Annotated in this window: 10 protein-coding genes, 5 pseudogenes and 1 riboswitch; of the genes and pseudogenes, 9 read left to right on the top strand and 6 right to left on the bottom strand. The window is 49.9% G+C overall.

Annotation, left to right across the window (positions count from 1 at the left end; genetic code table 11):
* Positions 1-32 precede the first annotated feature (32 nt).
* Positions 33-1,066 (top strand): annotated as a pseudogene (locus KHX94_RS13725) (HD domain-containing phosphohydrolase).
* A gap of 56 nt (positions 1,067-1,122) precedes the next feature.
* Here the strand turns inward: KHX94_RS13725 and ygfZ are convergent.
* Positions 1,123-2,081: pseudogene (gene ygfZ / locus KHX94_RS22035) on the bottom strand (tRNA-modifying protein YgfZ).
* Positions 2,082-2,193: 112 nt separating this feature from the next.
* Positions 2,194-3,423 carry a phosphoglycerate dehydrogenase gene (serA, locus tag KHX94_RS13735; protein ID WP_213681078.1) on the bottom strand — a complete coding sequence of 410 codons (1,230 nt, stop codon included), beginning with the start codon at positions 3,421-3,423 and terminating at the stop codon, positions 2,194-2,196.
* 165 nt (positions 3,424-3,588) lie between these two features.
* Between serA and KHX94_RS13740 the strand changes: the two genes are divergently transcribed.
* The 3 genes and pseudogenes from KHX94_RS13740 to katB all read left to right on the top strand — a co-directional run bounded on the left by KHX94_RS13740 (position 3,589) and on the right by katB (position 6,464).
* The gene (locus tag KHX94_RS13740; RefSeq protein WP_244859162.1) at positions 3,589-4,200 is read left to right on the top strand and encodes a DUF2238 domain-containing protein; all 612 of its coding nucleotides are present in this window, start codon (positions 3,589-3,591) and stop codon (positions 4,198-4,200) included.
* Positions 4,201-4,248: 48 nt separating this feature from the next.
* Positions 4,249-4,707, top strand: a complete 459-nt coding sequence (locus KHX94_RS13745; RefSeq protein WP_213681079.1) for a PaaI family thioesterase — start codon at positions 4,249-4,251, stop codon at positions 4,705-4,707.
* A 295-nt stretch (positions 4,708-5,002) separates the two neighbouring features.
* Positions 5,003-6,464: pseudogene (gene katB, locus KHX94_RS13750) on the top strand (catalase KatB).
* 293 nt (positions 6,465-6,757) lie between these two features.
* Here katB and KHX94_RS20620 read toward each other — a convergent pair.
* The 3 genes from KHX94_RS20620 to KHX94_RS13760 form a co-directional block, all read right to left on the bottom strand.
* Entirely contained in the window at positions 6,758-7,027 is a 270-nt protein-coding gene (locus KHX94_RS20620; protein WP_244859164.1) for a hypothetical protein, read from the bottom strand.
* A gap of 181 nt (positions 7,028-7,208) precedes the next feature.
* Entirely contained in the window at positions 7,209-7,574 is a 366-nt protein-coding gene (locus tag KHX94_RS20625; protein WP_244859165.1) for a hypothetical protein, read from the bottom strand.
* Between the two features lie 411 nt (positions 7,575-7,985).
* Positions 7,986-8,543: a TMEM165/GDT1 family protein gene (locus KHX94_RS13760; protein ID WP_213681080.1), complete on the bottom strand. Its 558-nt coding sequence runs from the start codon at positions 8,541-8,543 to the stop codon at positions 7,986-7,988.
* Between the two features lie 84 nt (positions 8,544-8,627).
* Positions 8,628-8,726: riboswitch (yybP-ykoY riboswitch) on the bottom strand.
* Between the two features lie 254 nt (positions 8,727-8,980).
* On the opposite strand from KHX94_RS13760, the pseudogene KHX94_RS13770 reads away from it, so the two are divergent.
* Both KHX94_RS13770 and KHX94_RS13775 read left to right on the top strand, forming a co-directional pair.
* Positions 8,981-10,166 (top strand): annotated as a pseudogene (locus KHX94_RS13770) (aromatic amino acid transport family protein).
* Positions 10,167-10,284: 118 nt separating this feature from the next.
* Positions 10,285-10,881: pseudogene (locus tag KHX94_RS13775) on the top strand (S46 family peptidase); the annotation flags it as partial.
* Between the two features lie 62 nt (positions 10,882-10,943).
* On the opposite strand, the gene KHX94_RS13780 reads toward KHX94_RS13775, so the two are convergent.
* On the bottom strand, positions 10,944-12,365 hold the full coding sequence (locus KHX94_RS13780) for an MATE family efflux transporter (RefSeq protein ID WP_244859166.1): 1,422 nt from the start codon (positions 12,363-12,365) through the stop codon (positions 10,944-10,946).
* Between the two features lie 238 nt (positions 12,366-12,603).
* Here KHX94_RS13780 and KHX94_RS13785 point away from each other — a divergent pair, with 238 nt between their 5' ends.
* From KHX94_RS13785 to KHX94_RS13795, 3 genes are all read left to right on the top strand, one after another.
* Positions 12,604-13,341, top strand: a complete 738-nt coding sequence (locus tag KHX94_RS13785; protein ID WP_213681082.1) for a DUF481 domain-containing protein — start codon at positions 12,604-12,606, stop codon at positions 13,339-13,341.
* A gap of 221 nt (positions 13,342-13,562) precedes the next feature.
* On the top strand, positions 13,563-15,017 hold the full coding sequence (gene nhaD / locus KHX94_RS13790; protein ID WP_213681083.1) for a sodium:proton antiporter NhaD: 1,455 nt from the start codon (positions 13,563-13,565) through the stop codon (positions 15,015-15,017).
* Positions 15,018-15,179: 162 nt separating this feature from the next.
* Complete coding sequence (locus KHX94_RS13795; protein WP_213681084.1) at positions 15,180-15,731, top strand: helix-turn-helix domain-containing protein; 552 nt, start codon at positions 15,180-15,182, stop codon at positions 15,729-15,731.
* The last annotated feature ends 34 nt before the right edge of the window (positions 15,732-15,765 follow it).

Consider the following 15,765-nt stretch of genomic DNA (forward strand, 5'->3'; position numbering starts at 1 on the left):
GAGCCCGACAAGCAGGTGGAGGAGAGACGTGGATGGAACAGGCGACCATTTTAGTGGTGGATGATACGCCAGAAAATATCGATATTCTGGTGGGGATCCTCGGTAATGACTACAAGCTCAAAGTCGCCATTGATGGCCCGAAAGCTCTCGCCGTGGCCAAGCGTGATCCGCCAGATCTGGTGTTATTGGATGTGATGATGCCAGGCATGAACGGCTATGATGTCTGCAGCGAGTTAAAAAAGATCCGCTCACCGCCCATGTTCCGGTGATTTTCGTGACGGCCTTGTCGGAAGATGCCGATGAAACCTTGGGCTTTCAGTTAGGGGCGGTGGATTACATCACCAAACCGGTCAGTGCTCCCATTGTGCAGGCGCGGGTGAAAAATCACCTGGCGTTATATGACCAAAAAAGGCTGTTGGAACAGCAGGTACAGGAACGTACCCACGAGTTACGGGAAACCCGTTTGGAAATTATCCGCCGCTTGGGGCGGGCTGCCGAGTATAAGGATAACGAAACTGGCTTACATGTTATCCGCATGAGTAACTATGCCCGTTTGCTGGCAATCCAACTAGGGTTGCCAGAACGTTTTTGCGAGCTGGTGTATAACGCGGCGCCCATGCATGACGTCGGTAAGATAGGCATTCCTGATGCGATACTGCGTAAACCGGGCAAGCTGGACGCCGAAGAGTGGGTCATCATGAAACGCCATGCAGAATTTGGCGCAGAAATTATCGGTGAGCACCCAGATCCACTATTGCAACTGTCGCGTAGCATCGCCCTGACGCACCACGAAAAGTGGGATGGTAGCGGTTATCCTAAAGGATTGACTGGCGAAGCGATCCCTATCGAAGGCCGGATTGTGGCCGTGGCCGATGTGTTTGACGCCCTCACTTCCGTTAGACCCTACAAACAGGCGTGGAGCACTGCTGACGCCATGGCTTATATTGAGGAACAGGCGGGCAAACATTTCGATCCTGAATTGGTGCGCCAGTTCCGTGAGATCCTGCCGCAGGTGACGGATGTGCGAGATCAATATCCGGAAACAGCGCTGCACAGTGGTGGGTGACACAAGCGCACTCTTGGCGAGGTAAGAAAAGGGCGTCATTGACGCCCTTTATGTTATTACTCTTCCAGCACATAAGGTCTGGGTTGCAGCGTCAACTGACTTTGCGGATCTTCGGCAATCCTGAAAACTGCATCATCTGCCGTGTCGTTTGGCAGCACAGCTGTCAGCAGCAACTGACCGTCAATCTGCACCGCTTCCAGAATCGTACCTTGTGGACGAAAACCTTCGGCTAATGCCAGTTCCAACGTGGACTCAGGAGTGACCGACACGCTCGCTTGGCCTTTAAGAATATACAGTGCCCGTTTATTACCACCACGGTATTTCATCCGTGCCACAGTTTCCTGCCCCATGTAACAGCCTTTGGTAAAGCTGATACCGTCTAGTGCCTGGCAAGTTACACATTTGCGGTACGAATTGGCCTCGATGCGCCGCCGATAAGCCAGGATAGCCCGCCAGCATCTCCAATGCCTGCCAAGCACTGTGATGATACAGTGACTGCGCTTGCAGCAGTTCGGTGGCAATGGCTGTTGGCAACACTAACAGAAAACGTCCGTTATCGTTCAGCACTACGCCCTGTGGCAAAGCACATACTTGATGTGCAGTGCTAAATGCTGGGAAATGGCCTTTAATCCATGATTCGGCGTTGTTTCCGGTAACACCAAGTACCGTCCACGCGTCTGAGACATCATCGAGTTCGGCTTTGCTAAATACCGCATATTTACGAAATTCTGGCAGGTCGCTGGCAACCGTATCTCGTGGCATCAGCAACATTAATGTGTCTGCTACCGCAAACAGGCGAAAGGCTGACAACATCTTGCCTTTAGGGTCGCAATGCGCGCCCCAACACCAGTCGGTAGCCGCGAGCGCATTAACATCGGCAGTAATCTGCCCGTGAATAAAACTACGATTCTGTTCGCCGGTCACCTGGATCAGGCCGAGATGAGACAGGGGAGATCAGCAGTTCCGGTAACTGGGTATTGGGTGCCCAGGAAAGTTGAGGAGCGGTGAGACTCATAGGATCATCCTGATATTAACAACAGCAAAAGTGCTTCGATTGTAACGGATTTGGCGTAAATAAACAGGGCGCCAAATGGGCGCCCCGTCAAAACATTCACCGATGCCGCAACTTAGTACAGCAAGCGGGTACGAATAGTTCCTTCGATGTTTTTCAGCTCTTCTAGGGCTTCTGCCGCCTGATCGGTATGGACTTCCATCACCACATAACCTATGTCAGCGGTGGTTTGCAGGTATTGGCCGCCAATGTTGATGCCTTTTTCGGAAAACGCCTGGTTGATCTTCAGCAGTATGCCGGGGCGGTTGCGGTGGATATGCAGCAGGCGTGAAGTGCCGTGTTGCTGTGGCAGTGATACTTCGGGGAAGTTCACGGCGGTTACTGTCGAACCGTTGTCGGAGTATTTTGCCAGTTTCCCTGCCACTTCGATGCCGATGTTTTCCTGGGCTTCTTCGGTGCTACCACCCACGTGCGGTGTCAGGATGACATTGTCAAAACCGCGCAGTGGAGTCTGGAATTCATCATCATTAGATTTAGGTTCAACCGGGAACACATCGATTGCTGCCCCTGCTAAATGCTTGGATTCCAGTGCCGCGGCGAGCGCGTCAATATCCACGACTGTTCCGCGGGAGGCGTTGATCAGAAAGCTGCCAGGTCGCATGGCTTCAATCTGCGCTGCGCCAAACATCAACTTGGTTTGGGGCGTTTCCGGTACATGCAGGCTTACCACATCCGCTTGCGCCAGCAATTCGTTCATAAACCGCAACTGGTGCGCGTTACCCAGTGGCAGCTTGTCTTCAATGTCGTAGAACACCACGCGCATGCCTAAAGTCTCGGCCAGAATGCCGAGCTGGGTGCCAATATGACCATAACCAATCACCCCGAGGGTTTTCCCGCGGACTTCATAGCTGCCTTTGGCACTCTTGATCCAGCCACCTTTGTGAGCAGATGCGTTACGTTGTGGAATGCCGCGCATCAGCATGATGATTTCGCCAATAACCAGTTCGGCAACACTGCGGGTATTGGAAAACGGTGCGTTGAACACCGGGATCCCCAGCAACTCTGCGGCTTTAAGATCTACCTGGTTAGTGCCAATACAGAAGCAACCGATACCCACCAGTTTCTCAGCCTGATCCAGCACTTCCTTGGTGAGGTGAGTGCGAGAGCGAATACCGACAAAATGTGCATCCTTAATGGCCGCTGCCAATTCATCACCGGATAACGAGCCCTTGTGGTACTCAATATTGTTATAACCGGAGTTTTTCAGCACATCTAAGGCTGATTGATGAACGCCTTCCAACAACAGGATCTTGATTTTATCCTTGTCCAGCGAGTGTTTCGCCATGATATCGGTACCCCTCAATTTATGAATCTGCTAGTGAACAAAGTGTAGTGTGTTAAGCTTCCCCAAGCTGTCAGCTCACGTTAGCACCTTTTTTGCTGCTGTGGAGGTCTGGATGGCTAAAGTGTTTATTTTAGATCATGAACAATCCGTAATTTGGGGCAGATATTGAAGAATCCACTGATTTGGCTGGCATTTTATGGGGCGGTGCTGTTGTGGTCGGCATGGCAGCCAAATGATGGTGTTACCTGGTGGATGGAAGCTATCCCGGCATTAATCGCCGTGCCACTGCTGTTATGGTGTCGGCGGGTATTTCCATTAACGCCACTGCTGTCACTATTAATTCTGTTGCACTGCTGTGTGTTGTTTGTTGGTGCCCACTATACCTATGCGCAGGTGCCGCTGTTTGACTGGTTGTCAGACTGGTTCGGCTGGGGCCGCAATAATTACGACAAATTAGGGCATTTTGCCCAAGGTTTTATCCCGGCCATGATTGCGCGAGAAGTATTACTACGTAAACAAGTGCTACGCCCGGGGGCCTGGTGTAGCTTTCTTTGTTGCTGTTTTGCCCTGGCGCTGTCGGCGTTTTATGAGCTGGTGGAGTGGTGGGTGGCGGTGTTAACCAACGATGGCGCCGAAGCCTTCCTGGGCACTCAAGGTTATGTTTGGGATACCCAGTCTGACATGTTATTTGCCTTGATCGGCGCTATCTGTGCGGTATTGACGCTGTCGGCGACTCATGACCGTCAATTAGCGAAATTGGTGATACCCAAGCGCTGAGCAGGCGCTAGACTAGCCTGGGACATTATCATAAGGAAACGCACACATATGAGTATCTGGTTCAGAGATGTCACGCTTGCAGATTGTGCCCGCCTAGATTTAGGGCAGGGCGGCAAAGGTACCCTGATGCAGACCTTAGGCATCAAAGTGACTGAAATAGGTGACGATTATCTGGTGGCGACCATGCCGGCCACACCCGCTATTCACAATCCCATCGGTATGGTACATGGCGGTGCCAACGTGGTACTGGCAGAAACCGTTGCCAGTTACGCGGCTAACTTTGCTGTGGATTTTGAACAATATTACTGCGTCGGGCAGGAGATCAACGCTAATCATATCCGCGCTGCCCGGCATGGTGAACTGAAGGCGGTAGCTCGCCCCATTCATCTAGGAAAACGTACCTCAGTATGGGAGATCCAGATTTACAACAGTGCTGGGGAACTGACCTGCATATCTCGAATGACGGCCGCTGTTGTGCGCCGTCCCGACAGCAAACATGCGGGCTAATCAGCATTGATAGCTAATGACCGCAGCCTAGGATGCGGTCATTGTGGCCCAGCAACAGATTTTTACTCTCTTTCACGCCCACGCTTCTAAACTTATCTGCGCCCATTAGTTTTGGTTTTTAATTCAAATATTGGATTGTAGTAATCAATTTTAATCGTTTTATTGATTGTTTGACTTTCTCTACCATGCTCTCAACGCCTGATGCTTTAACTCGCAGTTTAGGGAGGCCGTATGGCCACAATCGTTGATTTAATCGAACTTTGGTTAAACCAGAAAAAATCGTAAGGAGCGCAAGATGACCCAGCACTATATTACCAGCCAGAACGGTGCCCCCGTTGCCGATGATCAGAATTCTTTGTCTGTTGGTGAACGTGGCCCATTGTTGTTACAGGATTTTCATCTGATTGAAAAACTGGCACATTTTAACCGCGAGCGGATCCCTGAGCGGGTCGTGCATGCCAAAGGCACCGGGGTTTATGGTACCTTCACCCTGACCAATGATATGAGCCGTTACACCATTGCCGAGCATTTCAACGGCGTGGGTAAACAGACCGAAGTGTTTGTGCGTTTTTCTACTGTGGGTGGTGAGATGGGCTCTGCCGATGCCGAGCGTGACCCTCGCGGTTTTGCCGTGCGCTTTTACACCAACCGCGGTAATCACGATATTGTCGGTAATAACACCCCCACGTTTTTCCTGCGGGATGGCATCAAATTCCCAGATTTTATTCATACACAGAAGCGTAATCCGCACACCAATCTTAAAGATCCGCCAGGCAATGTGGGATTTCTGGGCACTGAATCCAGAAGCGATGCATCAGGTAACTGTGCTGATGTCTGATCGGGGTATTCCGGCAAACTATCGGCAGATGCACGGCTACGGTTCACATACCTACTCTTTCTGGAATGCCAAAGGTGAGCGCTTCTGGGTGAAATTTCACTTTAAGAGCGAGCAGGGCATTGCCAACCTGACCGAAGAACAAGCCGCCAAAATGAAAGGTATCGATCCCGATCATGCTCAGCGTGACATGGTGGCCGCCATTAGTGATGGTCATTTCCCACGCTGGAAATTGCAGGTACAGATCATGCCCGAAGCTGATGCTAACCATTATCATATCAATCCTTTTGATCTGACCAAGGTGTGGCCGCACCAGGATTACCCATTGATTGAAGTCGGGGTGATGGAGCTGAACCGCTTGCCGCAGAACTATTTTGCTGAAGTGGAGCCAGGCGGCTTTTGCGCCGAGCAATATGGTTCCAGGGGTGGGTGCGTCACCGGATAAAATGCTGCAAGCGCGTCTGTTTGCTTATGCCGATGCCCAGCGTTATCGCGTTGGCGCCAATTACAACCAACTGCCCGTGAATTGCCCACACGCGACCACTGCTAACCATCATCAACGTGCCGGGGCGATGGCCGGAACGCAGTGCCCATACCATCACAGCCAGACTGGTGCGGATAGTAGCGCTAACTACGGCCCGAACTCCAGCGCCAACAGTTTGCAGGATGCTACCGAGTTCCGTGAACCGCCATTACAGCTAGAGGGGAAGCGGCGCGTTATAGCCGTTACGATCAGGATGACTACACTCAGGCGGGTAATCTGTATCGCTTGTTCAGTGAAGCGGAAAAAGCGCGGCTGGTCAGCAATATCTGTGGCACCTTGAGCCAAGCAAGCCGCGATGTGCAATTGCAGATGGTGGCGCATTTCACTAAAGCCGATGCCGACTATGGGGCTCGTGTAATGGCGGGATTAGCTAAGTAACTTAGCTCTGCCTAAGGTGGATTAGAAAGCCCAACGGTAACGTTGGGCTTTTTTGCATCTGCCGATGCGGGGAAGTCGGCGGCTTGTTTCTGCGGTTACATTTCGCAATTTGAGTTCGCTGAGAGCTAGTCGCACTAAATCGCCTGCCGCGGGCGTATGCACAGATGCTCCAGTGACACGCTGTGAACCCATCCATGGGCGCTCGGCCTCGGAATCCATTCCTCGGACGGTCACTGGTTCATCTGTGCTGAGGAATCATGGTGTAGTCCTGTTGAATTTGATTTTGGCTAACTTTACTCATCTTCTGGATCAAATGTGTATTCAGGGTAGTACTGGAGCACTTTATAAATTTTGGGAACCCCTCTCACCGTTTCCACTTCAACATCGACAACATAAGCTAATTCATGCCACTGCTTCTTTAGATGTTCTGGCGGATGAAGCATTTCATTTTTTACAGCATTATTCTCAAAAATCACTTTCATGCTCTTTTTGGAAATATCATCAATGATGGCTCTATTACCTGTTTCTGAGTTAGGGTCAAACTTTGCTTGATACCAATACATAACTTTTCGACGATGGATGTGATCCTCTGGCTCATCTATTTGCTCAATTTTTTTACTAATTTCATTCTGGATGGCATTAGCTTGGGTTGAATTGATTGTAAAGTTGTTAATTACAGTTCCACCATCAGAAACTATGATATTAAGTTGCGAGCCATGATCTTTAGCGACAGGTTCAACAAATTTATTCCACTCTTGAAGGTCTTGCTTTGTGACTTCTTTGGGGGATTGTTGGTCTTGCCCAGTAACCAGTTACAAATGCCTTGGACAATATTTGACCATTGCGAAAGCGTTCCCCTTCCCAAAGTAAAGGAACAATAGGAGCTGCTTGAGACACAAGTTCGATAACTATTGATCCCTTTCGTACTTCCTTAATTAGGAGCTCTGTACTTACTTCTGTTTCTTTCGATGTTTCAGATTCAATGAATTTATGAAACTGATGATTAAAAGAAAGTAGTGAAAGTGAAAGATCTTTAAGAGCTACTGGGTTTCGGTTGTTGATTTTTATTTCTAATTTCTTGTCTAAATCAATTTCGAGAATGTTATTCATAACGTTCCTTGTTGTTACCTTTCCAGTTATTCCTCAATTGATAGTTAATATGTGACGATAAAAAAATTTGGTCAACTAACATACACATTATTGTGTAATGGCAATTTCAATTTGTGTGAATGGAGTAGCTTAACGTTCAAGTACAGTTGATCTAGGAGAAGTACTCTGATAATTCCCAGCACATGCGGACTTGTGGCTGTCGCCAGCATGGATGCTGGCGTCGAGCTTACATGGAGGTACTTGCAGCGCGCCACATGGATGCGTGTGCATAAGCCTGCGGCCAGGCAAGTAATCGCTGCCGGGCAACAAAGCAATGTTGCAGCATTCATAAAAAATGTAGGCAGCATCAGCATCAATAAAAAGAGGCTCGGAAGCCTCTTTTTTGCAAACGAATCAGGCCGTAAGGCTTACTTACGCCCACACCAGCGTTGCTATACCCAACAAGAAAAACAGCACGGCACAGATCCGATGAATAAGGGTTACTGGTAACTTACCCGCGCCCATGCTGCCGGCTATCACCACTGGCACATTGGCCAGCAAGATGCCTAAGGTTGTTCCGGCAATTACCCAAGCTAAGGATTGATACTTAGCCGCCAACACCACAGTGGCAACTTGGGTTTTGTCGCCCATTTCGGCCAGGAAGAATAAGACAAAGGTTGCCAGAAATGGGCCATTGCGATAGAAGCGGCTGTCTTCAGCGTCAGCTTTATCTGGCACGAGTATCCATAAGGCGATGGCAAAGAAGCTAAAGGCCACGAGATAACGGGCGAGTTCTGGTGTTAGCCAGGTAATCGCCCAATGACCAAACCACGCTGCCAACAAATGATTTGCCAGTGTTGATAGCAAGATCCCGCCGATAATTGCCGTTTTATTTTTGAATCTGGCGGCTAATAACAGTGCCAGTAGTTGGGTCTTATCGCCAATTTCAGCAATAGCAACAGAGAGAGCAGACGTGAACAGCGCTTCCAAAATGCAATCCTCAGGGGTGACCTTTAACCGGGCACAACACGCCATTCACCCCTGTTAAATGGTGCGCTGTGCTCAGGTCTTGCCAGGCAAGTCAGACTTGCTGCATTCACCATGGCATGTGGCCAAGTTTGTTGATGAATGCCCTCACAAACAGTGAGGCGGCTACTCCCCCAAGAACTAGAGAGGCGCTCATTATATCCAGATATTTATCTGCGGCAATCATCAATTGCAGATTGTTCTTATAATCGACGATATTTTTTCCGATTTTAAAGGTAAATCTGTTCTTGCCCGCAGCAAATGGCTCTGATAATGTCAAAACCGTGTCGATTTTTCGGAATAGCATTCAGGCATTTTTGCTCTGAGCACGTACTCTAACTGCATTCCGTTATGGAAAATCCGGCCATCAGAAAAATAACAATGACAACAGGATCTAGTCCGTGAATCTTAAAATAGTTGGATCGATTGCGATCGTGGCCGGTACTGCCATTGGTGCCGGTATGTTGGCCTTGCCATTGGCTACTGCGGCCATGGGCCTAATGCCCGCTTTACTGCTGATGATAGTGGTCTGGGCAATTTCGGCATATACCTCGTTGCTGATGCTGGAAGTGAATTTACGCTCCGGTACCGGTGACAATCTGCACGTGATTACCGGTAAATCTCTTGGGCGTAAGGGCCAGATAATCCAGAGTCTGTCGTTTCTGAGTTTGCTGTTTGCGTTAACGGCGGCGTATCTCACTGGTGGTGCGGATTTGCTGACGCTAAAAGCTAAGGCCTGGTTTGATGTTGAGTTAAGCAATCAAACGGCGGTGTTACTGTTTACCTTTGTTCTGGGTGGCTTTGCGGCATTGGGCGTGCACTGGATTGATAAACTGTCGCGGGCACTTTTTTCTGCCATGGTGGTTCTGCTGGCGCTGGTATTAGTGTTTCTGTTACCTGAGGTCAGCCCTAGCGCTCTGGCACAGCGGGCGGCAACCAATTCTCTGACCGCCGTCTGGCTCAGTGCTATCCCGGTGGTGGTGACATCTTTTGGTTTCCATGTCTGTATTGCCACGCTAGTGCGTTACTTGGACGGTGACGTAGCTTCATTACGCAAGGTATTGCTGATTGGTTCCACCATCCCATTATTTTGCTATGTACTGTGGTTGTTGGTGACGCTCGGAACTGTGGGGGGAAGCTATTGCCGGGTTTAATGGATCGTTATCGAAACTTATCAGTGCCTTGCAGGAGATCTCCTCACAACCGTTGATCAGCAAATTTATTGGTTTGTTCGCCGATTTTGCGCTGATCACCTCGTTCCTCGGTGTCACCATGAGTTTGTTTGATTTTAACGCCGAGCTGATCCGTGCCCGCGACTCTTGGAGTGGCAGGGCACAAACCTGGTTACTAACCTTTATGCCGCCGCTGGCTTGTGCGCTGTTTGTCCCGGAAGGTTTTATCGCTTTGCTGGGGTTCGCCGCCGTACCGCTGGTGGTGATAACCATCTTTTTGCCTGTCATTATTGCTATGAAACAACGGTTACAGGGGGCAGCGGGCTATCAGGTAAGCGGTGGTAATCTGGCGTTGTGGTTGCTGATGTTGCTGGGCATAGTGATCATCGTGGCGCAACTGTATGCCGCAACTTAACGCGCTTTGTAAGCAAGTTTGTCCATAGCCACTGTCTTGTAAGCGAGTTTTTCAGGCTACAGTGCAGCTGTTATGTTTGTGTTAAAGTCGGGTTCGGCCCGGCTTTTATTTAACGATGATCCGTTTTGCCGTTGCCATGTATGACACCAACAAACAGTTGCGTGATGCTGACAAACAGTTAAAGGGTGAACTGACGAAAGTGCGGCCGCACTATATGGCAGCAATCATTGCTTACTATAAGAGCTTGGGCAAACCTGTGTATGCCGATGCCAACTCTAGCCTGCGGGTCACTTATGGGAACGTGAAAGGCTATTCGCCTAAAGATGGTCTATACGCAGTACCGTTCACCCGTTTGCAGGGCATTACCCAGAAAGACACCGGCGTTGAGCCGTTTGATGCGCCCAAGGCTGAGTTGAAGCTCATCAAAGACAAAGCTTACGGGGATTTCTATGTGAAATCATTGGATTCCGTGCCAGTTAACTTCCTGTCGACCGTGGACACTACCGGCGGAAACTCTGGTTCGCCCACACTAAATGGCCGGGCTGAGCTGGTTGGCCTACTGTTTGATGGGGTGTATGAAAGCATTATTGGCGACTGGAATTATGACGATAACATCAACCGTTCAATCCATGTCGACAGTCGTTATATGTTGTGGGTGATGAAGTATCTTGACCATGCCGACAACCTAGTGGATGAAATGGTAATCACTCACTAATCACAGGTCATCACTGATTAACAAAGCCCTGACAGCCCTATCAGGGCTTTGTTTTTTGGGGATCAATGACCCGCCGATGGTAGCGGTTCTACCAACACTTTGCTTTGCCAACGGCGGCTGCGCCAGCGCCAGTACATGGCCAGACCGCGCACCCATTCATCACACGCCAATGCCAGCCAGATCCCCACCAGGCCATAGCCCAAATGAATGCCCAGTAACCAAGCCAGCGGTACGGCAATGCCCCACATGGAAAACAGTGCCATCATCAACGGGAAACGGGCATCACCAGTCGCTCTGAGTGCGTTGATCACAATCAAGTTAAACGTCCGGCCCGGTTCCATGAATACGCTGATCACAAACAGTGGGGCGATCAGCGATAACACGCCCTCATCGCCAGTAAACAAGGCGATAATGCTACGGCCACTCAACGCGAAACATAATGCGATAATCACAGTGGCAAACAGCCCGAGCTTGAGGGTCTTTAATAATCTGCTATAGGCCAGTTCAAACAGTCGGCCTCCGGCTAGGTGACCAATGATGATCTCATTACCCATGCCAATGGATAAACCGAACAGCATGATAAAGGTACAGATCTGAAAATAGTAAGAGTGGGTTGCCAGTGCTTTATCGCCCATCAGGCCAACAAATGAGGTGACCACCATAAATTGCAGTAACCAGGAAAGATTCTCTCCGGCTGCGGGCAGACCGATTTTCAAGACTTTGGCAAGCATTTCGCGCCGTGGGCGCAACAGCTCTGCGGGCAACAAACGAATACCGGTATTGCGTTGCAGTAACCAGACTAATAGCACCAAGCCAACTAGGCGTCCGGCAACGGTACTGATGGCAACACCGGCAACGCCCAGCTGCGGCAGTCCAAACCAGCCGTAAAGCAGCAGCAGATTACTGCCAAAGGTGATCAAGTTGACCAAGGCGGTCGCATACATCGCCTCGCGGGTATATCTGTGGGCACGCAAGGTGGCTGCCAGACAGAGCGCTGCGGCTTCTGGCAACAGACACAAACCGATAATCATCAGGTATAAACGACCATCTGCCAGCAGATCCTGTGGCAGGTTCATCATGGTCAAGATAGGTGCCGCACCACTGATAACCCCAATGGCTGCGAGTAGCCCCACCACCAGATTGAAACTGATTGCGGTGTGGATCACCGTACGGGCCTTGGTTCTGTTACCCGCCCCGAGATACTGCGTAATCACCACGCTGGTGCCAATACTGACAAAGCTGAATAAGGTGATAGCCAGACTGAACACCTGGTTGCCGACGGCTAATGCTGCCACTTCCCGATAGGAGATATGGCTGACCATAAAGGTGTTGATAGCGCCAGTGAGAAAGTGTAACGACAGATCAATAAATAGCGGCCAGCTCAGCATAAACAGCGAGCCTGGCCCCTGACGATGTGGGGTGTGCATTAAAATTTCCAGCGCAAGATAACCGGGAACCCGGCAGTAACTATCCGAACATGCCACCCATAACATCCTGTGGGCACAGGTGCTGACGGCGTGTGGCATGACCCGGTTATTGTAACTCACTGGCAAATAAATCCAGCTGTTTGCCGCTAAAAATTATTTGGGTGTTGAAATAATGTTGCGGTTATACATGGTTTGCTGTGGATAACTGCAGTTTATTTCACAATTTTTGCGGTTGAATGTTAAGATCCGGGCGTTTTTAGTGGGATAACTTTCTGTTTTACAATTGGAGAATGATATGAAATCACTGCTCGGGATGGCCGCGTTGTTAGCCATTGCCCCCTGTACCCATGCGGCGTCCGACTTTGTGAAAGGCGATGCAACCTTTGCCGGCGAAGCTGAGTTAGGTGCCACAGTGACCACAGGTAACACTGATACCACCTCAGTTAAAGGCCGACTGGCAATGAAGCAAGAACTCGGCAACTGGGAAAATCAGTATCTTATTGAAGGTCTGTACAAGGAAGACACCGACGAAGTCACTGCCAAACGTTATCTTGGCAGTATCCAGGGCAACTATCGCTTTGATGGCCGCAGTTATCTGTTTGCTACGGGTGGCTACGAAGTTGACCCTTTTACGGGTTATGACTACAAATTCAATACCGCGGCAGGTTACGGCTACCGTCTGTATCAAGGCAACGGCAGTTTCCTTGATGGCGAAATCGGTCCTGGCTATCAGTATCAGCGTTTGGACAGTGAGCAGCGCCAGGAACTGGGTTATACCTCTGAAGCCAGTTGGGTGGCCCACGGCGTATTGAACTATGAACTTGAGATCAGTGAAACTTCCAAGTTCAAGCAGATGTTTGTTGCCGATTATGGTGATAAACTGGACGCCCGTTCTGAAACTTCCATCACGGCTAACATCATCGGCGCACTGGCGATGAAATTTGCTGTGGTTGTACGCTACAACAGTGATCCGCTGGATGACAAGAAAAGCACTGATACAGAAACCAACATGACGCTACTGTACTCTTTCTGAGTTCAGGCGCTTATTCTGTGATCAACTAAAAGGCACCTTCGGGTGCCTTTGTGATCTTGGTCTCAGCATGGGATCATGACCACAAAAAACAGTTGATCGCGTGGCTGGATAACAGATTATCTGCTATGCCGAGTCACCAGAAGTTGACTGATCATCCATCACGACCACTGCGGGGCTATGGTAGTTTCTAATAAAAATCCCTTCCCATATGAGAGATAAAAATGAAGTTGAAGCATATGTACCGAGGACCTGCAGTCGTTCTGGCGTGCTTGCTGGCCATGGTTTCTCCCGCCGTATTGGCAGGTACTGAAGCTGAGGCACAGTTGTCACTGACCCACTCCGGCGTAGGCTATTTCGCAGTCGCGATGTTCGTCCTGGCCTACCTGATGGTCATGATGGAGGAAAAACTACACATCCGAAAATCCAAGCCAGTGATTGTGGCGGCGGGATTAATCTGGGGTGTTATCGGCTTTATCTATACTCAGCACGGCATGCCGCATATTGCGGAAACCGTGTTCAAAGATGATTTACAAGAGTATGCCGAGCTGTTCCTGTTCCTGCTGGCGGCTATGACCTATATCAACGCAATGGAAGAGCGGCGATTGTTTGATGCTTTGCGTGCCTGGATGGTGGGCAAAGGCTTTACACTGCGGCAGGTATTTTGGATTACCGGATTCCTGGCATTCTTTATTTCACCTATCGCTGACAACCTGACCACCGCACTGCTGATGTGTGCTGTTGTCATGAAAATGGCCGGCGACGATAAACGCTTTATTACGGTGGCCTGTATCAACATAGTGGTTGCCGCCAATGCTGGCGGTGCCTTTAGCCCCTTTGGCGATATCACTACCTTGATGGTATGGCAAAAAGGTGTTGTTGAGTTTTCGCAGTTCTTTGATCTGTTTATCCCCTCACTGGTGAACTTTGTTGTCCCTGCCGCCATTATGAGTTTCTTTATCTCTAACCATGGTAGTTCTGCGATGGTTGAGAAAGTCCATATGAAACCCGGTGCTCGACGTATTGTGGCGCTGTTCCTGTTCACCATCTGTTTAGCTGTGTGTGCCCACTCCTTCATGGGAATGCCGCCAGTATTGGGGATGATGACTGGTTTGGGGCTGTTACAATGCTTTGGTTTCTATCTGCGTCGTAACTTTAATAAAGCGGTGGCGCGTATCCGCCAAGAAGCAGAAAGTGCACACGATGAAAAACGTCTGGCAAATGTGGGTGAACTGGTGCCATTCGATGTGTTCTCCCGTATCGCGCGCGCTGAGTGGGACACACTATTGTTCTTCTATGGCGTGATCATGTGTGTCGGTGGCCTAGGCTTTATTGGCTATCTGGCGAGTGTTTCAGAGGCTCTGTATGGTCACTGGAATCCAACCTATGCCAACGTTGCCATCGGTGTACTGTCATCTGTGGTCGATAACATTCCGGTGATGTTCGCGGTCTTGACCATGAACCCCGATATGTCTACTGGCCAGTGGTTGTTGGTGACCATGACCGCAGGTGTCGGTGGTAGCTTGTTGTCTATCGGTAGTGCTGCTGGGGTAGCGCTGATGGGACAAGCCCGTGGTATTTATACCTTTGGTTCACACCTGCGTTGGACACCAGTGATTGCACTTGGCTACATCGCGAGTATTGTAGTGCACCGTCTGCTTAACAGTGGGCTGTTTTAGTTAACTGCTTGTTTCAAAAACTTGTCGGCAGTTTTAGCCTCAGTCCGACAGCTTGAGAAGTGGATCACGCTTCTCGAATAAAGCGACGGCACCGTGCTGGATCACTCAGTTTCGGTGCCGTTGCTTTTTTATAATCGTGGCATTAACAATCACGGGTGGGTTATGCAACTCGGTAACTATTGGTATGCCGCACAACAGGGCGAACTGCGTTCTCTGGCTGGCAATGAATGTCAGCGGTTACGGCTGGCTGAACGGCGCTTATTGAACGCCCTGCTGCAACATCGGGAACAAGTGGTATCTCGCTATCAGCTGATGCAGAGTCTGGGGTCCACCAATGAGCAGTTGTTGGTGCGCGGCATCGTTCGACTACAGCAAAAGCTGGGGGATCCGCAGGGGCATCTGTTGGAACGCGTTGCTACAGAAGGCTATATCCTGCATCAACAGCTGCAGCCGCGGCTTAACAGCGGAGGTTTCGGTGGCTTGCGGATTTCGTGGCAACACTATGGCGCTATTATTGCGATGGCGCTGTTGGTGATGACTATGCTCTGGCAACTGCCAAGAGAAACGCCTGATTGGTGGTCGCATCATCCATCAGATACGCCTGCGTTAGCCCAGTCAGTTAAGCATAGTGCGCATCCGGCTTGTTGTTGCCAATGCCGCAATACTCTCCTGCGTCATAGCTGCACCTGTCATGAGACGCACAACGTCTGTTAAATCCAGTGCTCCCCAAGCTAAATTACCAACCTTT

Source organism: Shewanella dokdonensis (assembly GCF_018394335.1).
Lineage (GTDB): Bacteria > Pseudomonadota > Gammaproteobacteria > Enterobacterales > Shewanellaceae > Shewanella > Shewanella dokdonensis.